Source organism: Sphingomonas sp. CARO-RG-8B-R24-01 (assembly GCF_022662295.1).
GTDB lineage: Bacteria > Pseudomonadota > Alphaproteobacteria > Sphingomonadales > Sphingomonadaceae > Sphingomonas.
In genome coordinates, this window is sequence record NZ_JAKNQI010000014.1 from 14,944 (window position 1) to 33,920 (window position 18,977).

The window sequence follows — 18,977 nt, forward strand, 5'->3', positions numbered from 1 at the left end:
CACACGGCCCCGGCCTCCGCCGGGGTGACGGACGCGGGGGCAAGCAAGTTCGCAGAGGTCTTGCCTCCGCGGGGATGACGGAGGGGGCAGTCGACAACACGGCCCACGCCCGCTTCAATAAAGGACGACACGATGAAGATCCTGGCATTCGGCGAGATCATGCTGCGGCTCTCCCCGCCGGGGCGCGAGCTGTTGCTCCAGACGCCCAAGCTCGACGTGTGGTTGGCGGGTGCCGAGGCGAACGTCGCGGGCGCGCTCGCGCGGCTCGGGCATGACGTCGCCTTCGCCAGCGCGCTGCCCGACAATGACCTCGGGCGATCCGCGATCGCGACGCTGCGCGGCGCTGGCGTCGAGACGCGCGGCATCCAGCTCCGCGGCGACCGCATGGGGCTGTATTTCGTGACCTCGGGCGCCGGCCTGCGCGCGACCGAGGTGATCTACGACCGCGCGCATTCGTCCTTCGCCGAAACGCCGAGCGAAGCGTGGGACTGGGACAGGCTGCTCGACGGAGTCGACCGGCTGCTGCTGTCGGGCATCACCCCCGCGCTCGGCCCGGTGCCGGCGGCCAGCGCGATCGCCGCCACCGAGGCGGCGTCCGCGCGCGGGATCGCGATCGCGTTCGACGGCAACTGGCGCGGCAAATTGTGGGAACGCTGGGACAGCGACCCGCGCGGCATCCTGATGCAGCTGGTGGACAAGGCGGACCTGCTGTTCGGCAACCACCGCGACATCGCACTGCTGCTCGACCGCGACTTCGCATCCGACGGCGAGGACCGGCGGCGCGCGGCGGTTGCCGCGGCGTTCGAGGCCTTTCCCCGCTTGCAGACGATCGCCTCGACCGCGCGGCACGTCGAGCATGTCGACCTCCACCGCCTGTCGGCGCGAGTCGATACGCGCGAGGCCAGTGCCCAGACCGAGGACGTCGTGCTCGCCGGGATCGTCGACCGGATCGGCGGCGGCGACGCGTTCGCGGCGGGCGTGCTCCACGCGCTGCGGCAGGGTGGCGATCCGGCCGCGGCGGCACGGACGGGGCTGGCGCTCGCCGCGCTCAAGCATTCGTTGCCGGGCGATGCGTGCCTGTTCCGCCAGGCGGATATCGACGCCTATCTCGCCGGCGGGCTGGACGTCCGGCGGTGAGCGCGCCGATCCGCGTCGGGCTGATCGGCTACGGTCTCGCCGGGGCGTGCTTTCATGCCCCGCTGATCACGGCGCTGGACGCTTTTACGCTGAGCACGGTGGTGACGTCGCGCGATGCGGCGGTCGCGCAGGCGCTGCCGCAAGCGCGGGTCGTGCGCGACAGTACCGACCTGTTCGAGGATCGCGCGATCGATCTGGTCGTGATCGCCGCGCCGGACGCGCAGCACGCGCCGCTGGCGCGGGCAGCGTTGGAGGCCGGCAAGCATGTCGTGATCGACAAGCCGTTCGTGACCGATCCTGCCGACGGCGCGGCGCTCGTGGCGCTGGCGGCCGCGCGCGGGCTTATGCTGTCGGTGTTTCACAACCGTCGCTGGGACGGGGACTTTCTGACGGTGCGCCACATGCTCGACTCCGGCGTGCTGGGGGAGATCGCCTTGGCCGAGCTGCGCTGGGATCGGTATCGCCCGGCGATCAAGCCCGGCTGGCGCGAAAAGCCGGGGGCGGGGCTGCTCAACGATCTTGGCCCGCATCTGATCGACCAGGCAATCCAGCTGTTCGGCATGCCGGACGGGGTTACGGGCGATGTGGCGATGCAGCGTGCGGATGCACTCGCCGACGATTATGTCGAGGCGACGCTGCATTACGGATCCCGCCGCGTGATCGTCTCGGCGGCCACGCTCGTGGCCGCACCGCGCCCGCGCTTCGCGCTGCATGGCCGGTACGGCAGTTTTGTCAAACACGGCATCGATCCGCAGGAAGCCGTGCTGCGCGGCGGTGGCGGACCGCGCGATCCCGGCTATGGCATCGATGCCCCGGCGGACCACGGGATGCTGACCTTCGGCGACGGACGGCGCCAGTCGGTGCCGACCGAACCGGGGAACTGGTACGCCTTTTACGAAGGGGTTGCCCGCGCGATCCGCGAGGATGCTGCGCCGCCGGTCGCCGCCGCCGATGCCCTGATGGTCATGCAAGTGATCACCCAGATCCGCCGCAGCGCCGCGCAACGGAGCCCATGATAGCGGCGGTGTGACGGTTCCTTGCCAGGATCATTCTTTAGATCGATGGCAGGAACCGAAGCGTCCCCCTTCGGTTTGACGCTGGTGGGAGGCACTTTGTCGCACGGCGTCCGAAGCGTCTCCGCAGGAGGAGCGTGGGATGAACGGAACCATCGTTTTTCGCGCCGATTACGAATTGATCGGGCGCGTACTCGCAGAAAAGCTGCGTCGCCGGACCGAGCGACCCGATTTTCAGGACTGTATCCGGGTCATCCCGCCACGCCCGCTCCCCTGGGCGGAACGGGCTGGTCGCTGACGGGGAACGGCGCGCGTTCGATCGCAGGACCGCCTTGCGCCTGACGGGACCGAGCGCTTTGTGCGACGTTGACAACGTTTGGCGGGTGGGCAGCTGTCAGGCCGACCGAACGATCCGCGCCGCATAGCACCCGCGCAACGCATAATGCGCGTGAAGATAGGCGACGCCCGGATCGGCGAACAGGCGTTCGATGCCGGGTATCAGCGCCTCGCCGGCACAGAGCTCCGCCGCGCGCATGTCGCCGACGTCGTCGAACGCGCGCAGCGATATCGGGCGACGGTAGAGCGCGTCGGGAATCGTATCGACAACGTCCAGTGCTTCCCGCGCTGTCTCCCCCACGAAGATCGCGTGGCGTGAGCGATAGGGCGTATCCGCCGGCTGATGTTCGTAGTTCAGCAGGATCGCGGTTTCCCCAATGGCGAGGTCGCGCACCGCGATCCTGTCGGGAAACCCGGGGTAGGTATCAACGCGACAGCGCCGCGCCCCGCACGCGGCTAGTTCGGCATCGGTACGCCCGATGAAATTGGCGAAAAGGCCGGGATCGAGGCCCAGAACGCGAAATGCCATGGTTTGCTCCTTTGTCGCAGACGGCATTGGCGCAATCCGGCGCCAATGCCGTCCCGGAGCTTGCGGGCAAAGAAATTGGCGCGTCTACGGCCTGTTCAGCGGCGCATGATCGATCTGCGGCAGCACATGTCGCGCGAACAGATCGGCCTCCGCAGCGTGCGGATAGCCCGACAGGATGAACGCCTCGATCCCCATGTTGCGATAGGCATTGATCTTGGCGAGTACCTGGTCGGGATCCCCGACGATCGCCGCGCCACAGCCCGAGCGCGCGCGGCCCACGCCGGTCCACAAATTCGGCTCGGCATAGCCGTCGTCCGCGGCATTCTCCCGCAGCGCTGCCTGTGCGGCGACACCGGCCGAGGTCGAATCGAGCGATCTGGCGCGGATCGCCGCGCCTTCCGCCGCATCGAGCTTGGACAGCAGCCGCACTGCGGCGGTGCGCGCCTCGGCCTCGGTGTCACGGACGATGACGTGCGCGCGGTAGCCGAACTTGAGCGTGCGCCCGTAAGCGGCGGCGCGCGTGGTCATGTCGGCGATGATCGCGGCGACCGCTTCCTGCCGGTCGGGCCACATCAGGAAGACGTCGGCTTCGCGCGCGGCGGCATCGCGGGCGTCGGGCGAAAGGCCGCCGAAATAGAGCAGCGGTGCCTTGCCGGAGACGGTGCCGATCCGGGGCGGGTCGAGCTTGAGCTTCCAGAATTCGCCGTCATGGTCGAGCGGCTCGCCGTTGAGCAGGGTCTTCAGGATCCGCATCAACTCGACCGTGCGCGCATAGCGCGGGCCGGAGCCGAGCGTCTCGCCGGGCATGTCGGACGAGATGATGTTGACCGTCAGGCGCCCGCCGAGCAGCCGGTCGATCGTCGCGATCTGGCGCGCGAGTTGCGGCGGCCAGCTTTCGCCGACGCGCACCGCCATCAGCAGCGCCATCCGCTTGAGCATCGGCGCGATCGCGGCGGCGAAGGCGGTGGTATCCATCCCGAGCGCATAACCCGAGGGGAGCAGGATATTGTCGAACCCGCCGGTTTCCGCCTGGAGGACGATGTCGCGGCAATGCTCCCAGCTCGACTTGAGCTTCGCATCGGGGACACCGAGGAACTCGTAATCGTCGTCGCACAGCGCCGAGAACCAGCTGACCTCGCACGGCACGCGGGTCGCGCTCATGGCAGGCGTTCCCCGCGCGAGGCGATCAGCACATCGTACCAGCTCTGGCGGGTGAAGCGGACCTTGTAGACGTCGGCGATCTCGGCGATTCGGGCGGCGTTCTGCGTCCCGACGATCGGGATCGCGCGTGCCGGATGCGCCATGATCCAGGCATAGGCCGCAGCCGCGCGCGACACGCCGGCGTCCTGCGCGACTACGTCGAGCGCGACCGAGACCGCCTTGGAGCGATCGTCCTCGGGCGACCCGATCCGCCCACCGCCGAGCGGCGACCAGGCGAGCACCGCATGGTCGCGTTCCATCGCGAGATCGAGCAGGCCGTTTTCGATCGGCCCCAGTTCGAGCGGCGACAGTTCGGGCTGAAGGCTGGCGAGCGGGATCGTGAGGAACGCCTCGAGCGCCCGGATCTGCGGAATCGTGAAGTTTGACACGCCGACTGCGCGAACCTTGCCCGACGACACCATCTGCTCGAGCGAACGCGCGAGCTCCTGCGGGTGGGTCAAAATGTCGGGCCGGTGGATCTGGTACAGGTCGACTTGGCCGACCCCGAGTCGCGTCAGCGAATCCTCGAGCGCCTTGGTCAGATAGGCGGCACTCTGGTCGTAGGGGACCGGCGGTAGGATCCCGCCCTTGGTGGCGAGCACCATCCGGTCGCGCAGGGCGGCGTCCTCGGCAAACACCTTGCCAAGCAGCGACTCGGCATCGCCGAAACCGTCCACCCCATTGAATCCGTAGATATCGGCGGTGTCGAACAGCGTGACGCCCGCCTCGAACGCCGCGTCGATCAGCGCGCGGCCTTCCGCGACCGAGGACTGGCCGAAGCGCCACATCCCCCAGGCGACCGGGCTGACCATCAATCCGCTCTTGCCGAGCGGACGCAATTCGGGTGTAAGGATGATCTCAGACATCGTTGTCATATAGAGGCGAAGACCTTGGCAGAGCAAGTGCGTTACGGGTTGGTCGGCACTGGCATGATGGGGGTGGAGCATATCGCCAACCTCACGATCACCCCGGGCGCGGTCATCACCGCACTGGCCGATCCGGCGGAAGGTTCGCTCGGCTGGGCTCGCGATGCGCTCAGCGACCGTGCGAGCGGGGCGACCGCGTTCGGCTCGGTAGAGGCTCTGGCGGCGAGCGGTCTGTGCGATGCGGTGATCGTCTCCAGTCCGAACTATACGCATCGTAGCGTGCTCGAGCCGTTGTTCGATGCCGGCCTCCACATCCTGTGCGAAAAGCCGCTCGCGACGACGCTGGACGATTGCCGCTGGATCGTCGAGCGCGCAGACCGCAGCGACCGCGTGTTCTGGACCGCGATGGAATATCGCTACATGCCCCCCGCCCAGGCGTTCATCGAGGAAATCCGGAACGGTGCGATCGGGCGATTGCAGATGCTGTCGATCCGCGAGCATCGCTTCCCGTTTCTCGTCAAGGTCGCCGACTGGAACCGCTTCAACCGCAACACCGGCGGGACGATGGTCGAGAAATGCTGCCATTTCTTCGACCTGATGCGGCTGATTACGCAGAGCGAGGCGGTGCGCGTCTATTGCTCGGGCGCGATGGACGTGAACCATGTCGACGAAAGCTATGGCGGCGAGCGGCCCGACATCATCGACAATAGCTACACCACCGTGGATTTCGCCAATGGGGTCCGCGCGATGCTCGACCTGTCGATGTTCGCGGACGGCGCGGAGAATCAGGAAGAGATCACCGCGGTCGGCGACCAGGCACGGCTCGACGTGCTGATTCCGGAGGGCGCTTTGGTCCATTCGCCGCGTGTCGGGTTCCGTAATCCCAAACAGGTGACGCGGCGCGTGGTCGAAGTCGAGCAGGCGGCGCTCGATGCGGGGAGCCACCACGGCTCGACCTTCTACGAGCATCAGCGGTTCAATGCAGCCGTGCGCGGGTCGGGGCCGGTCGAAGTGACGGCGCGCGACGGAATGCTCGCGGTTGCGATCGGCACCGCGGCGGAGATCAGTGCACGAGAGAAACGCGTCGTCGAGATGAAGGAGCTGGGGTTCTGATACTTTAATCCCACTCCCCCTCCCGTTCGTTTCGAGCGAAGTCGAACGGACGGAACGCGACAAGCACAACTTTACGCCGGGCAAGACTGACAGCGGTGTCCGGGACCGCAAAAGAGCAATACCCACCAAAGAAGTGGGATTTCTGTACAGGGAGGGAATGATGATGACCAAGGGACGCTATCTCGCGGGAGCCGCCGGCTTCGCGCTGTTCGCCGCCAGTCCGCTCTGGGCGCAGACCGCGGTTTCCGCGCCGGACCAGAGACCCGCGCCCGTCGCCGAAGCGACCGCGCCGGTGCCCAACGCCCCCGACGAAGCCCCCCCCGGCGACATCATCGTCACCGCGCAGAAGCGCTCCGAACGGCTGCAGGACGTGCCGGTCGCGGTCAGCGTGATCTCGGGCGATGCGCTCGCGAGCCAGGGCAAGGTCAGCCTCGAGGGCGCGCAATATCTCGTTCCCACGCTCAACTTCCTCAAATCGGGGACGACTCTCAACCAGTCGCTGTTCCTGCGCGGAGTCGGCACGTCGACCTTCTCGATCGCGGGCGAGCCGTCGATCTCGACCGTGGTCGACGGCGTCGTCTACAGCCGCGCGGGCGAGGCGTTCGGCGATCTGGTCGACGTCGATCAGATCGAGGTGCTGCGCGGGCCGCAGGGCACGCTGTTCGGCAAGAACGCGAGCGCGGGCGTGATCAACATCATTTCCAAGAAGCCGACCCGGACCTTCGGCGGCTATGTCGAGGCGGGGTTCTTCACCGACAGCGAATATCGCGGTCGTGCGGCGATCAACGTGCCGCTCGGTGACAGCGTGCGGTCGCGGTTGACGGGGTTCTACACCAATTACGACGGCAACATCCGCAACACTGCCGTGAACAAGATCGTTAACGGCTTCGAACATTATGGCGGGCGTCTGCAGGTCGATGCGGATGCCGGGCCCAATGTGAAGCTCGCGTTCATCGCGGATTATCATCACAATGAAGACGATTGTTGCGGCGAGGTGATCGCCACCGGGCCGATCAACACCACGACCGGCGCGGTCGTCACCAACCCGTCGTCGAGCGTGCTGCCGACCCCGCGCGGCACCGATACGCGCTCGATCGCGCAGGATCTGGTGACGCGGACCAAGGAGACCGGCTACGGCTTTTCGCTGCAGGCGGACATCAGCGCGGGGACGCAGACCGTCACCTCGATCACCGCCTATCGCAACTACAAGAACACCGAGATCCGCGACGGTGATTTCCTGCCCGGGGCCTATGTCGGATTCAACCAGCTCCACGATTTCGGGCCGCAGACCGGCGATACGTTCAGCCAGGAGCTGCGGCTGACCTCGCCCGGGCACCAGTTCCTGACCTATGTGCTGGGTGCCTATTATTCGCGCGCGGCGAGCGAGCGGATCTTCACGCGCAACGACGTAGTCTGCAACACGACGCCGGGGACGACCCCCAACCCGCTGGTGCCGTGCGGCAGCGCAGGCGCGCCGCGCACGACGTCGCCAACGGGCACCGCCGATTTCGGGTCGGTGTTCAAGAACATGGCGCTGTTCGGGCAGGGCACGCTCAATTTGACCGAACGATTCCGACTGATCGGCGGCTTGCGCTACACGGTCGACCAGCTTGACGTGTTCCATTCGCGCGTCACGGCGCTGGCGGGGCCGGGGATCAACGGCAATTTCGATCAGGGCGTGTATAACAATGGCCTCGGGGGGGGCGTTTCGAACGGCATCCCGTTCCGCGCCAAGGCGACCAACGAGAATCTGTCGGGCAAGGCGGGCGTCCAGTTCGACATCAACCGCGGGTCGACGGCCTATGCGACCTTCGCGCGCGGCTATAAGGGGCCAGCGTTCAACGTCTTCTACAATCTGACCGCTACGGGCACGAACACAATCGCGCCGGAAACGTCGGATTCGTACGAGATCGGGCTGAAGAACACGTTCCTCGGCGGCAAGCTGACACTCAACCTCGCCGCTTATTACGCCAAGTATCACAATTTCCAGGCGAACAACCCTGACTTGGTCGCTGGCGTGGTCGTCACGCGCTTTACCAATGCGGGCGACGTTTCGACTCGCGGCGGCGAACTCGACGCGACGTTCCGGCCGATCCGCGACTTGAGCTTCACGGGCGGCGTCGCGTACACCGACGCGCATGTCGACCAGTTCAACGCGCCTGCGGGGGCGGCGGTGGTCCCGGCGGGAACGCCGCTCGGGTTTGCCCCCAAGTGGAAGGGTAACCTCAGCGCCGATTATCGTGTGCGGACCGGCGGTTTCGCGGACATTTTCCTCGGCGCGCAGGGGGCCTACCAGAGCAGCGAACTCGCGCTGTTCTCGGCGGATGCGGTGCAGCGGCGGCTGGGGACGATCGGCGCGTACGGGCTGGTCAATCTGAGCGTCGGGCTGGCCACGCCGGACGATCACTACAAGCTGACCTTCCAGGTGCGGAACCTGTTCGACCAGAGCTTCGCTGCGTCGATCATCAACGGCGGCCCGGGCCAGGCGTATCGCTACCAGATCCCGCGCGATGCGGACCGGTATTTCGGGGTGACCGGGCGGGTTACGTTCTAAGCTTTGTTCTCCCGCGCAGGCGGGAGTCCAGGGTCACAGGCGTTGCGCGTGGGCTCTGGGCTCCCGCGTGCGCAGGAGAACGGTGGCGGTGAGGGGCGCACGTTCGCATCAACCGTTCGGGCTGAGTGAAGTCGAAGCCCCTTGCGCGGCGCCAGCCCTTCGACTTCGCTCAGGGCGAACGGGGGGCGTGTGAAAGCCTTCTCAATGCGCCACCATCAGCCGATCCCCGCGTTCGCTTGCGTCGATCGGCACGATAAGATGTCGCGCGATGCGGATCGGTATTTCGGCGTGACAGGGCGGGTTACGTTCTAACCTTGTTCTCCCGCGTAGGCGGGAGTCCAAGGTTACAGGCGTTGCGCGTGAGCTCTGGGCTCCCGCGTGCGCGGGAGAACGGTGGGGTGTGGTGCGGGCGCTCCCACAAACCGTTCGGGCTGAGCGAAGTCGAAGCTCCTCGCGCAGCGCCAGCCCTTCGACTGCGCTCCGGGCGAACGGAGGGGGCATGTGCAAGCTCCCTCAATGCGCCACCACCAACCCGTCCCCGCGCTCGCTCTCGTCGATCGGCACGATCCGCGGGATCAGCAGGTGGATCGCGAACAGCGCAGTCAGATACGACCCAGCGCAGATCGCCAGCGCCGGCCCGTACCCCCAGCCGTGCGCGAGCGCATAGGCCTGGAACTGGATCATCCCGATCGAACACAGATTGCCGCAGAACGCCGCGATCCCGATCCGCGACCCGACCGAACGCGCGGGCGTGATGTCGGTCACCACCCCGAACACGTTGGTCGAGAACCCCTGATGCGCGAACAGCACCAAGCCCAGCAGCAACGCCGCAGACCACGGGCTCGAAACGCTCTGGACGAACACCACCGGCAGCACGAGCAGCGCATAACCCAGCATCGTCACCTTGCGCGCGCGGTTGACGCTCCACCCCGCCGCCATCAGCCGCGAGGGGAGGAACCCGCCGGTCAGCGCGCCGCACGCCGCGTGCACATAGACCAGCGCGACCGGCAGCCCGAGCTTGCCCTGTTCCATCCCGAACAGCCGGTGGAACAGGTCGGGCAGCCACAGCAGCATGAAGAACCACACCTGATCTGACAGCACCTTGGCGATCGCGATCGCGAGCGTAGCGCGCGTCCACAGCACTTTCAGCCACGGCACGGGCGCAGGCGCGACCGCGTCGAGCGCGACCGGCTGGACGCGGATCGCGAACCACACGACGACCCAGATCAGCCCGAGCCCGCCCGCGACGAGGAACGCCGCCTGCCACCCGAACGCGAGCGCGAGCGCGGGAATGAACAGGGGCGTGACGATCGCGCCGATATTGGGCGCGGTGTTGCCGATCCCCAAAGCGATCTGGCGGTCCTTGTGGTTGAAATAGGTCGCCGCCGATTTGACCGCGGCGGGCGTGCCGACCGATTCCGCGATCCCGAGCAGAATCCGCGCGGCGAAGAAGGCGGGGACGGTGGTCGCGAAGGCATGCGCCATACCCGCGAGGCTCCACATTAGCACCCCGAGCGCGAACCCGATCCGCAAGCCCACCCGATCGAGGAACCAGCCGGTGCCGAGGAACGCGAACGCGGTCGCGACCTGGAAGGCGGTGCCCATGTTGGCATAGTCCTGGTCGGACCAGCGGAACTGCGCCTCGAGCGTCGGCTTGAGCAGCGCGAGGATCTGCCGGTCGACATAGTTGAGCATGACCGCGACGAACACCATCGCGACGATGATCCACCGGGCTGCGCCGCCTCGCATTGCCATATGCGCTCCACTCCTGTCTTTTTGTTGAGACAGCGTTGTCAGATATCGTTGCGTTCGGCTAGACTCGAACGCAATCCGTCGCCCGGTCTTGTCCCCGGGTCTGCCGCGCTCCAAGACATGAAGGTGCGGTGTGCGGCACGGGGAACCCAGGGACAAGCCCGGGTGACGCAAAAAGGGTCGGTGAAGCGCGATGGCATCCAGGCAACCGAACCGTCCGCTGCCGATGGCGGCCGATCTCTACGGTGACCTGTATGGCAACGTCGCGGAGACACCGAAGCGCGACTGGCGCGGGTATGCGCCGGGGCTGGTGGTGGTCGTCATGGGGACGCTCGCCGCAGGGTTCCTGTCGGATCATTACGGCGTGCCGCTGACGCTAATGGCGTTGCTGATCGGGCTGGCGCTCAATTTCCTCAGCGCGGATTCGCGGCTGACCCCGGGGCTGGCGTTTGCGTCGCGCTCGCTGCTGCGCTGGGGGATCGTGCTGGTCGGCGTGCGGATCACCTTCGGGCAGATCGTCGCGCTCGGGCCGGTCGCGTTGCTGTGCGTGGTGGCGATCGTCGCGCTGACGATGGCGGCGGGGGTGTTCGCGGCGCGGCGCTTCGGGTTCGATACCGCGTTCGGGCTGCTCGCGGGCGGGTCGGTCGCGATCTGCGGCGCAAGTGCCGCAATGGCGCTGGCGACGACGCTCGGCGAGAAGCGCACGACGCAGGCGCAACTGACGCTGGTGCTGGTCGGCATCTCCGCGATGAGCGCGTCGGCGATGATGCTCTACCCGCTGGTCGCGCATGCGCTCCACATGAGCGACCTCAAGGCCGGGTTCCTGCTCGGTGCGGCGATCCATGACGTCGCGCAGGCGCTGGGCGCGGGCTATTCCTACAGCGACGGTGCGGGCGGGATCGCGGCGATCGTCAAGCTGACGCGCGTGGCGTTGCTCGCGCCGGTGCTGGCGGTGGTCGCGGTGGGGCTGGCGCGGTTCGATCCGAAGGGCGGGGCGGGCAAGGCCAAGGGGCCCGGCGTGCCGTGGTTCGTGGTCGGGTTTTTCGTGCTGGCGGGGATCAATTCGTTCGGGGTGATTCCGCCGATCGTCGCGACAGGAGCGGAGAAAGCGGCGGCGGCGATGCTGGCGGCGGCGGTGACCGCGACCGCGATCCGCTCGCCGCTCGCGCAATTGCTCGAGGCGGGGCCAAAGCCGTTGCTCGTGATCCTGATCGCGACGGTAGCGGCGTTTGCGTTCGCGCTTGCGGCGGCGGTGTTCCTGATCGGGTGAGTCACCCCTGATCCATAGCGCCGTCATGCTGAACTCGTTTCAGCATCCACTTTCCGCCTGGCCCGTCAGCCCGTGTGGCGCGGTGGACCCTGAAACGAGTTCAGGGTGACGGCATGGGTGTGGGGCGACCGAAGTGGTGACGGTTCAGCGCGGACCCGCCACAACCCCGGTCGATTCCCGCACCACCAGCTCGAACGGCAATTCGCGCTGTTCCGCCGGCACCTCCGCATCGACCGGCGCCAGCAGCAAGTCCGCCGCCTGATACGCCATCTGCCGGGTCGGTTGGCGAATCGTGGTGAGTGGCGGCCAGACGAAGCCCGCCATCTCGGTATCGTCGAACCCCGCGACCGACAGCTGTTCGGGCACCTTCAGCCCGCGCCGATGCGCCGTCGTCAGCGCGCCCGCCGCCATGTCGTCGCTCGAGGCGAAGATCGCGGTCGGCGGCTTCGCCAGATCGAGCAGCACCGCCGCCGCGGTCGAGCCCGACGCAAAGTCGTAGCTTCCTTCGCACACCAGATCGGGATCGAACGCGATGTCCGCCGCGCCGAGCGCCCGGACATAGCCACGCAACCGCTGTGCGCTGGTCGCATAGCTCGGATGCCCTGCGATGAACCCGATCCGGTGGTGGCCGAGTGACAGCAGGTGGGTGGTCATCACCGCTGCCGCCGCTTCATTGTCGATGAAGGTTGCGGGGCCCAGCTCGAGCCCGCTGCCTGGCGAAACCCGCACGAACCGAACGCCGCGTCGCGCGAGCAGGTCTAGCACGTCGGGATTGTCCGAGACCGGCGGGGTGAGGATCAGCCCGTCGACATGCGTCGCGTCAACCAGGCTTTCGAGTTCGTCGAGCAGGGTCGTCGCGTTGCGATCATAAGGCTGCGCAATCATCCGCACTCCGTCGAGCACGCACCGGTCGCGGATTCCCGACTGCATCTCATAGACGTAATACGGGCTCGGGTTGTCGCAGATCAGCGCGATCTGGAAACTCCGCCGCCCGGCGAGCGAACGAGCCGCCATACTCGGGCGGAACTTGAGCTCGGCCACCGCGGCCTGCACGCGCGCGCGGGTTTCCGCGCCGACATAGCGCTCGTTGTTGAGTACCCGCGAGACGGTCTTGATCGACACGCCCGATACCCGCGACACGTCCTTGATCGTTACGCGCAATTCGTGTGCCCCCCGCGGCCATCTCCGGGCCTGGTCCGGGTTTGCCGCAGCGGGGGCACGACGGCAACCGTCACGCCATGATATTGCGCCCGCGGGATACGGTAGCCGTGTGCCCGATGCGTCCGGCGGCGGACTTGGCCTTGATCGTGTCGACCATGATCCAGTCGTTGCTGACCGTCGCGGGCGTCAGCGTCATCGCCATGTAGCCACGCCGGCTGGTGTCGCACCATTTCAGCTCGGGGTTGGTCCTGATCAACGCGGCTGCGATGGTCCTGGGATCGGTCTTGCTTGCCGTTTCATAGCCCGGCGACGTGACCGAATGCCCGGCGAACTCGACGCCGGCGGGCTTGCCGTCCTGCCCGAGGTCATAAGCCCAGGCATTGTGGCTATCACCCGACAGTACGACAAGGTTCGCGCCCAGCCCTTGCGCCTTGCGGAGGAAGCGTGCGCGCGCGGCGGGATAGCCGCCCCAATTGTCGTAGTTGAACGGCAACCCGACCTTCGCCGCGGCGACGCCAGCGAGCAGATAGCCGCGCGCGCGTTCCGGGGAATCGGGCGAAAGCCAGCTCATCGCTTCCGCCGGCATCACCGTCTGTCCCATGATCGTTCCGAAGCCGACGACCTGCCAGCGTTGCCCCTGACGGACCGATTGCGCCATCGCATGCGCGAGCCAGCTTTCCTGCTGCGATCCCATCATCGTCACGGCTGGGTCCATCCACAGGCCATCGCGGAACGCCTTCAGCGCGCTGGTCGGGTCGGTCGCCGCGAACAACGGTGCGACGTCGGGCTGCTTGGTGCGCGCGAGCAGCCGGGTCTCGGTGCGGAACAGCGTGGCGAGGGTGCCGATTTCATAGGCTTTCCACGGCTCGTCCGAGACAGGCATCCATTCGCGATATGCCTGGATCGACGCGGCCCGGCGCGCATTCCAGTCGCCTTCGTTCGGCTGATGGTTCTGCGCGCCGCCCTCCCAACTGTCGTTCGAGGATTCATGGTCGTCCCACTGGACGATCATCGGGTGCTTTGCGTGGAGCGCCATCAGGTCGGGATCGCTGCGATAACTGCCATAGCGCAGCCGGTAATCCGCCAGATGGAACAGCTCGTTTGACGGAAGCGGCACGCGCCCGGCCACCTGATCCTTTGCCGCCGGATAATCGCCGGTCTCATATTCGTAAAAATAGTCGCCCAGATGAATCGCCAGATCGATATCGTCGCGCGCGGCAGCGTGCGCATAGGCGTTGAAATAGCCGTACGGCATGTTCGAGCACGAAAAGGTGACGGTGCGGAAGCGGTCGACCGGGCCGACCGGCAGCGTCTTGGTCATCCCGAAGGGGGAAAAGCTGCCATCGGGCGCCACGAACCGATAGTGATAGCGCGTGTCGGGCTTGAGCGTGTCGACCGTGATCTTCGCGGTAAAGTCGCGCCACACCCCGGTGATCTGGGATCCGCCCGCGACGATGCGTGCAAAGTCGGGCGTTTCGGAGATTTCGACGCGGAGTTCAGCCGTATCGCCGGTCGTCGGGACGTAGCGCGTCCACAGCAGCATCGTGTCACTGCCGGGTTCGCCGCTGGCGACCGAATGGGTAAAGCCGCGCGCCTGCGTCACATTCGGGGTCTGCGCGAAGCCGGGAACGGCAAAGGCCCCAAGACCGAGCGATCCGGTCAACAGGAGCGAGCGGCGGTCGATCTGGACGGTCATCTTGGGGCTCCTACTGATACCATGTTTCTTCTGCCGTGCGGATATGGCGTGTTCGTGACAGGACCGAAACTGCATGCTAGGCGCCGGCGCGATGGAGCCAACCGTTCCCGGGCGTATCGGTCTGCCGCTTCGGCTTCTGGCCACGGTATTCGTGCTGTTCGCGCTGCTCGCGCTGCTGCGACCGATCGATCACGACGAAAGCCAATATGTCGCCGCCGCGGTGCTGAGCGCGCACGGCGATCTGCCGTATCGCGACTATGCCTATCTGCAGACCCCGCTCCAGCCGCTGCTGTTCGCGCCCTTGGCGGCGATTGCCGGGACCTTGGCGTGGCCGGCGCTGCGGCTGGTGAACGTGCTGCTCGGCGCGATCCTGGTCGGATGCGTCTGGCGAGCCGCGCGCGAAGCCGGCGTGGCGGCGCGAGTGGCGTTGGCGGCGGCGGGGTTGTTCGCGACCTGCGACTGCTTCCTGTTCAGCGTTGCGACCGCGCGCAACGATGCCTTGCCTGCTGCGCTGCTGGGTGGTGCGCTGGTGCTGATCGTCCGCGTCGCGACCGGGCGCGGCCGGTGGGGCGGCGCGCTGCTGATCGGGGTGTTGCTCGCGGCGGCGGCGGCGGCGAAGATCTCCTATGCGCTGCCCGCGGCCGGCTATGGCGCCTATGCGCTGTTCGATCGCCGCCATCGGCCACTAGCGGTGTTGGCGGGGGCGTTGCCGGTGCTGCTATTGGTGGCGTGGACTTGGGCGCAGGCCCCTGCGGGCTTCGTGTTCGGCGCGGTGCAGTTTCCGGCGCGCGCGCCTGCCGAATACTATCTGGCGACGCCGTGGAAATTGACATGGCTCGCCAAAGCGATCGACCTGCTGAAGTTTCTGGCGCTCGGACCGGGGCTGGTTGCGCTGATCGTAATGGCGCGCCGGGGGTGGCACCGGTTGCCGGTCGTTACCGTCGTGACGCTGGCCGGAGTGGCGGCGGCGATGCTGCCGTTCCCGACGTGGCGGCAATATCTGCTGCCGGTCCTCCCGCCGCTGTTCCTCCTGCTTGCGGTGGCGTGGCAGGAGCGGCCGCCGGTGCAGTGGGTGCGGATCGTGACGGCGGTGTTCGTGGCTGCAGGGCTTGCGCCGACGGTTGCCGGGCTGATCGCCGGTGGGGGTGGCGGAACCGGGCGGTTGCCGCTGCTGGCTGCGTTGCGCGACGGGCGTGCGGTGCGGAATGCACTCGATCGGGCAGAGGTGACGGGGCCGGTTGCGACGCTGTCCCCGCAGTTTCTGGCTGCGACCGGGCGGTTACCGGACCGGCGTTTTGCGACGGGGCCATTCTATTTCCGGAGCCATGCGCTGGTCGCGCCGGGGGCGGAAGCGGGGTTGCATCTCGTCTCGGGGGATCGGTTGGATGTCTTGGCAAGGCCTCTAGCAAGCGCTTCCCCGGCGAAGGTAGGCGGGCGCAGTACGCTGCCGCCCGCCGCGATTCTCCTCGGCGGCGAGGCCAAATGGAGCAGCGGAAACCCCGATCTCGACAGGCGGCTCGAACGTTGGGCGATCGCGCATCGCTATCGCGCGGTACAAGTCGCGTCCCCGCGCTTCCGGCTCTACGTCAGGCGACCCTGAGCAGTCGTCCGCTGCGCTTCGCGTCCACCAGCCCCTGGTAATAGTCCATGAGCTCGATCGTATGTTCGCGGTCGCTGCGAACCTTGGTCGCCGCGACCAGCGCCGCACGGCGCAGCACCCGCTGGTCGCGTGCGAACAGCCGGTGGATCGCGCTCGCGGCACTCTGCGCATCGCGCGCGGTGTAGAATTCGGACGACAGCGGGTCCGCCACCTCGGCACATCCGCCGGTATCCGGCACGATCAGCGGCAATCCGCCCGCCATCGCCTCGGATGCAACGAGCCCGAACGGCTCCGCCTCCGACCCGTGGATCAGCGCGTCGCAGCTCGCGACGATCCGTGCGAGCCGCTCGCGGTCATAGACCGGGCGGAACATGCGGATGTGCGGCGAGCCGGCGATCCGTGCCTCGATCTTCGCGCTTTCGACCCCGGCGCCGAGCAGCATCAGCCCGACCGGCAGGTCCGCACCCGCGCGCTCGACCGCGTCGATCACCAAGCGCCAGCGCTTCTCGGGATGATGCCGCCCCAGCCCCAGCAGGAGATGCCCGGTCGGCGGCAGGTCGCACTGCGCGAGCAATGCCGTGCGCAACCGGTCGTCGCGCAGGTCGGGCGAAAAGTGCCCGCGCTCGATCCCGAGCGGCATCGATGCGTCGATCCGAACGCCGCGGTTCTTCAACCGCTTCTCGAGTGCGGGGCCGTTGGTGACGACCGTGTCGAAATGCGTGAGGAAACTGTCCATGTAGCGGCTGTACCAGTTGAACGCACGCTCGATCCGGTCCTGCGGGGCGAGCCCTTCGAACCAGCGCAGCGCATAGGCAGCCATATTGTCGTTGTGCATGAAGAACGCCTTGACTGCGTCCCCCTGCCATTTGCCCACGACCCAGGGCAGGCGCCACGGGGATGACGTCTCGACCACGTCGGGCTGGAGCTGGTCGAGCAGGCGAAGGACTGGCGCGCCGTCCCAGAAGATGCCGTAATTGGCGTCGAGCGGCAGATGGCCGGTCTGCACCGTGATCACGCGGCCGCCGCCGGGGCGTTCCTCGATGCTGGGTTCGCGCCCCGGCGCGATGACGATCAGTTCATGCCCGAGATCGGACATAATCCCCATCTTGCGATCGATATACGTGCGCACCCCGCCGCCGGTCGGGGAGTAGAATTCGTTGACGTCGACGATCCGCATGCGATCAACCGCCTTGAATTGGACCAAAACCACCGAGCCCGCGAAGATATTGCGCGCGGATTTCGACCGAGACAACACCTTCCGGGACGACGATCCGGCCTTGCGTCACTTTGGGCCGCGCGCGACCGAGTTTGGTGTTGCTGGGGAATCCGGCACCGTCGGACCAGAAATTGAACTTGTTGCGGCCGTCGCGATTGTGCGTGAACAGCAGGGCGTACGGCCCCGGGGACGGCACCCGGATGCACAGCACGACCGGACCGCTCGCCGGGGTGGGGACCCGTACCCGGCGGAAGAACTTGCCTTCCTTGATGAGGTCGCGGTCGTCCTTGAGAAAGTCGGCCTCGTTCGCGGGGTATAGCTCGAGCTTGAGTTCGCCGGTCCGATCCTTCAGCCCGTCGACCGTGACGCGGATCGCCGGGCCGCCGCTGGTGCAGGCAGCGCTGTCGCTGCCGATCGGCGACTGCACCGCGCGCGCCGGGCCAGCCGCCAGCATCGCCGCTGCCAGCCCCGTCGTCATCACCAGCTTGCGCACCATCGTCACGACTTCCTAATCAGATCGACCAGCCCGAATATCGCGACCAGCACCACGTGGACCAGCAACGGCAGGGCCGCCGTCACTGCAATCAACACGGACAGTTGCGCGTCCTGGCCGATCAATAGGGTGGCGAAGGTGGCAAAAAGAAGGTCCTTGTTCGGCACAAGTGGCAGCCGTCCCACAATCATCCGAGCGGCGGACAGAAGCAGCCACATGCCGACCGGCACGATCGGCAGGCCGTAATGCCAGGCAAAGGCGGTCAGCACCGAGCCTGCGATCAGCCGCAGGCAATGCACGCCGAAGATCCACCACAGCGTCCGCCGTGGCAACGAGAATACACGCTTCGAAAAGATCAGGAACGGCAGCGACATGGCGAACACGGCGACGACCGACCAAGTTGCCGTATGCAGTTCCGATTCGGTCATCAGCCCGACGCCAAGCGGCAGTGCGAGCGCAATGATCGCCAGGGTCACCATGTTGCCCGCTATCGCCGACAGGATGCTGACATCCTTCACCGCGCCGAACGGCGCCGCGACCATCGACGAGCGTTGCCGCGCCCAGGCGTAGAAATAGGCTTCGCCCGAATAGTTCAGCACGTCGTTGGCGATGCGTTTCTTGGCGAGCGCGATATAGCCGGCGGCGGGGATGCCCCAGAGCCGCCGGAAAATCACGAAGTCGCCGGTCACCGGTGCAATGTAGACCAACGCAAAGAACACGTAGAACAATGGGTTGCTGGGCATGGCCGACCATAGATTGTCGACTCCCATCGCCCGCAGTTTCATGCCCAGCCACACGATCATGATCAGGGTCGCGGCGGCGCCGAGATAGGATGGCCAGCGTCGACGCCGACGGGCCATCGGCTCCAGCCCGGCAAGATCGGGGGTGCCTGCAATCCCTGGCAGCGGTGGCAAGGGGAGGTGTGCGGTCGGGGCATCCGTCGCAGCGCCGATTCCCGGCCCGGTCGTCAATTTGTTCACGTGGCGAAGGTGTCCGCTTGTACGCCGATCAGGGTGATCGAATGCCGCGCCTTACCCCGAA

General features: G+C 66.9%; 16 protein-coding genes. 7 read left to right on the forward strand and 9 right to left on the reverse strand.

The annotated features are described in order from the left end of the window. The first annotated feature begins 132 nt into the window (after window positions 1–132). From L8G49_RS20505 to L8G49_RS20515, 3 genes are all read left to right on the forward strand, one after another. Window positions 133–1,137: a sugar kinase gene (locus tag L8G49_RS20505; RefSeq protein WP_242187832.1), complete on the forward strand. Its 1,005-nt coding sequence runs from the start codon at window positions 133–135 to the stop codon at window positions 1,135–1,137. Beyond that, window positions 1,134–2,153, forward strand: a complete 1,020-nt coding sequence (locus tag L8G49_RS20510; protein ID WP_242187836.1) for an oxidoreductase — start codon at window positions 1,134–1,136, stop codon at window positions 2,151–2,153. The genes L8G49_RS20505 and L8G49_RS20510 overlap by 4 nt, the downstream gene beginning before the upstream one ends. A gap of 139 nt (window positions 2,154–2,292) precedes the next feature. Then, window positions 2,293–2,448 (forward strand): hypothetical protein, encoded by a 156-nt coding sequence (locus L8G49_RS20515; protein WP_242138224.1) that lies wholly within the window; start codon window positions 2,293–2,295, stop codon window positions 2,446–2,448. A gap of 96 nt (window positions 2,449–2,544) precedes the next feature. On the opposite strand, the gene L8G49_RS20520 is transcribed toward L8G49_RS20515, so the two are convergent. The 3 genes from L8G49_RS20520 to L8G49_RS20530 form a co-directional block, all read right to left on the reverse strand. Next, on the reverse strand, window positions 2,545–3,015 hold the full coding sequence (locus L8G49_RS20520) for a DUF1203 domain-containing protein (protein WP_242187838.1): 471 nt from the start codon (window positions 3,013–3,015) through the stop codon (window positions 2,545–2,547). Between the two features lie 84 nt (window positions 3,016–3,099). Then, the gene (locus L8G49_RS20525) at window positions 3,100–4,176 is read right to left on the reverse strand and encodes an LLM class flavin-dependent oxidoreductase (RefSeq protein WP_242187847.1); all 1,077 of its coding nucleotides are present in this window, start codon (window positions 4,174–4,176) and stop codon (window positions 3,100–3,102) included. After that, on the reverse strand, window positions 4,173–5,081 hold the full coding sequence (locus tag L8G49_RS20530; protein WP_242187849.1) for an aldo/keto reductase: 909 nt from the start codon (window positions 5,079–5,081) through the stop codon (window positions 4,173–4,175). Before L8G49_RS20530 ends, L8G49_RS20525 begins: the two co-directional genes overlap by 4 nt. 36 nt (window positions 5,082–5,117) lie before the next feature. Here L8G49_RS20530 and L8G49_RS20535 point away from each other — a divergent pair, with 36 nt between their 5' ends. Then, window positions 5,118–6,194, forward strand: a complete 1,077-nt coding sequence (locus tag L8G49_RS20535; RefSeq protein ID WP_242187878.1) for a Gfo/Idh/MocA family oxidoreductase — start codon at window positions 5,118–5,120, stop codon at window positions 6,192–6,194. Between the two features lie 157 nt (window positions 6,195–6,351). Then, a complete protein-coding gene (locus L8G49_RS20540) occupies window positions 6,352–8,748 on the forward strand; it encodes a TonB-dependent receptor (protein WP_242187850.1) in 2,397 nt (798 codons plus the stop codon). A gap of 513 nt (window positions 8,749–9,261) precedes the next feature. Here the strand turns inward: L8G49_RS20540 and L8G49_RS20545 are convergent. Then, window positions 9,262–10,503 carry an MFS transporter gene (locus L8G49_RS20545; RefSeq protein WP_242187853.1) on the reverse strand — a complete coding sequence of 414 codons (1,242 nt, stop codon included), beginning with the start codon at window positions 10,501–10,503 and terminating at the stop codon, window positions 9,262–9,264. Window positions 10,504–10,726: 223 nt separating this feature from the next. Between L8G49_RS20545 and L8G49_RS20550 the strand changes: the two genes are divergently transcribed. Next, a complete protein-coding gene (locus tag L8G49_RS20550; protein WP_242187879.1) occupies window positions 10,727–11,770 on the forward strand; it encodes a putative sulfate exporter family transporter in 1,044 nt (347 codons plus the stop codon). Between the two features lie 144 nt (window positions 11,771–11,914). Here the strand turns inward: L8G49_RS20550 and L8G49_RS20555 are convergent, their stop codons facing one another. Both L8G49_RS20555 and L8G49_RS20560 read right to left on the reverse strand, forming a co-directional pair. After that, a complete protein-coding gene (locus L8G49_RS20555) occupies window positions 11,915–12,931 on the reverse strand; it encodes a LacI family DNA-binding transcriptional regulator (protein WP_242187855.1) in 1,017 nt (338 codons plus the stop codon). Between the two features lie 70 nt (window positions 12,932–13,001). Next, window positions 13,002–14,627, reverse strand: coding sequence for an alkaline phosphatase D family protein (locus L8G49_RS20560; RefSeq protein ID WP_242187858.1), 1,626 nt, complete (start codon window positions 14,625–14,627; stop codon window positions 13,002–13,004). 91 nt (window positions 14,628–14,718) lie between these two features. On the opposite strand from L8G49_RS20560, the gene L8G49_RS20565 reads away from it, so the two are divergent. Beyond that, window positions 14,719–16,227 (forward strand): DUF2029 domain-containing protein, encoded by a 1,509-nt coding sequence (locus L8G49_RS20565; RefSeq protein ID WP_242187859.1) that lies wholly within the window; start codon window positions 14,719–14,721, stop codon window positions 16,225–16,227. Here L8G49_RS20565 and L8G49_RS20570 read toward each other — a convergent pair. The 3 genes from L8G49_RS20570 to L8G49_RS20580 are packed head-to-tail and all read right to left on the reverse strand — an operon-like array spanning window position 16,214 to window position 18,796. Continuing rightward, window positions 16,214–17,404 carry a glycosyltransferase gene (locus L8G49_RS20570; protein ID WP_242138233.1) on the reverse strand — a complete coding sequence of 397 codons (1,191 nt, stop codon included), beginning with the start codon at window positions 17,402–17,404 and terminating at the stop codon, window positions 16,214–16,216. The genes L8G49_RS20565 and L8G49_RS20570 overlap by 14 nt on opposite strands. 4 nt (window positions 17,405–17,408) lie before the next feature. Further along, window positions 17,409–17,939, reverse strand: coding sequence for a DUF2141 domain-containing protein (locus tag L8G49_RS20575; protein WP_242187861.1), 531 nt, complete (start codon window positions 17,937–17,939; stop codon window positions 17,409–17,411). A gap of 2 nt (window positions 17,940–17,941) precedes the next feature. Further along, window positions 17,942–18,796, reverse strand: coding sequence for a hypothetical protein (locus L8G49_RS20580; protein ID WP_277923414.1), 855 nt, complete (start codon window positions 18,794–18,796; stop codon window positions 17,942–17,944). Window positions 18,797–18,977: the final 181 nt, after the last annotated feature.

What these genes read in the sequence shown, in the direction of transcription:
- L8G49_RS20505 (WP_242187832.1), top strand. Translation starts at nt 133, where the DNA reads ATGAAGATCCTGGCATTCGGCGAGATCATGCTGCGGCTCTCCCCGCCG.
- L8G49_RS20515 (WP_242138224.1), top strand. Translation starts at nt 2,293, where the DNA reads ATGAACGGAACCATCGTTTTTCGCGCCGATTACGAATTGATCGGGCGC.
- L8G49_RS20520 (WP_242187838.1), bottom strand. Translation starts at nt 3,015, where the DNA reads ATGGCATTTCGCGTTCTGGGCCTCGATCCCGGCCTTTTCGCCAATTTC.
- L8G49_RS20525 (WP_242187847.1), bottom strand. Translation starts at nt 4,176, where the DNA reads ATGAGCGCGACCCGCGTGCCGTGCGAGGTCAGCTGGTTCTCGGCGCTG.
- L8G49_RS20530 (WP_242187849.1), bottom strand. Translation starts at nt 5,081, where the DNA reads ATGTCTGAGATCATCCTTACACCCGAATTGCGTCCGCTCGGCAAGAGC.
- L8G49_RS20540 (WP_242187850.1), top strand. Translation starts at nt 6,352, where the DNA reads ATGATGATGACCAAGGGACGCTATCTCGCGGGAGCCGCCGGCTTCGCG.
- L8G49_RS20545 (WP_242187853.1), bottom strand. Translation starts at nt 10,503, where the DNA reads ATGGCAATGCGAGGCGGCGCAGCCCGGTGGATCATCGTCGCGATGGTG.
- L8G49_RS20550 (WP_242187879.1), top strand. Translation starts at nt 10,727, where the DNA reads ATGGCGGCCGATCTCTACGGTGACCTGTATGGCAACGTCGCGGAGACA.
- L8G49_RS20560 (WP_242187858.1), bottom strand. Translation starts at nt 14,627, where the DNA reads ATGACCGTCCAGATCGACCGCCGCTCGCTCCTGTTGACCGGATCGCTC.
- L8G49_RS20565 (WP_242187859.1), top strand. Translation starts at nt 14,719, where the DNA reads ATGGAGCCAACCGTTCCCGGGCGTATCGGTCTGCCGCTTCGGCTTCTG.
- L8G49_RS20570 (WP_242138233.1), bottom strand. Translation starts at nt 17,404, where the DNA reads ATGCGGATCGTCGACGTCAACGAATTCTACTCCCCGACCGGCGGCGGG.
- L8G49_RS20575 (WP_242187861.1), bottom strand. Translation starts at nt 17,939, where the DNA reads ATGGTGCGCAAGCTGGTGATGACGACGGGGCTGGCAGCGGCGATGCTG.
- L8G49_RS20580 (WP_277923414.1), bottom strand. Translation starts at nt 18,796, where the DNA reads ATGGCCCGTCGGCGTCGACGCTGGCCATCCTATCTCGGCGCCGCCGCG.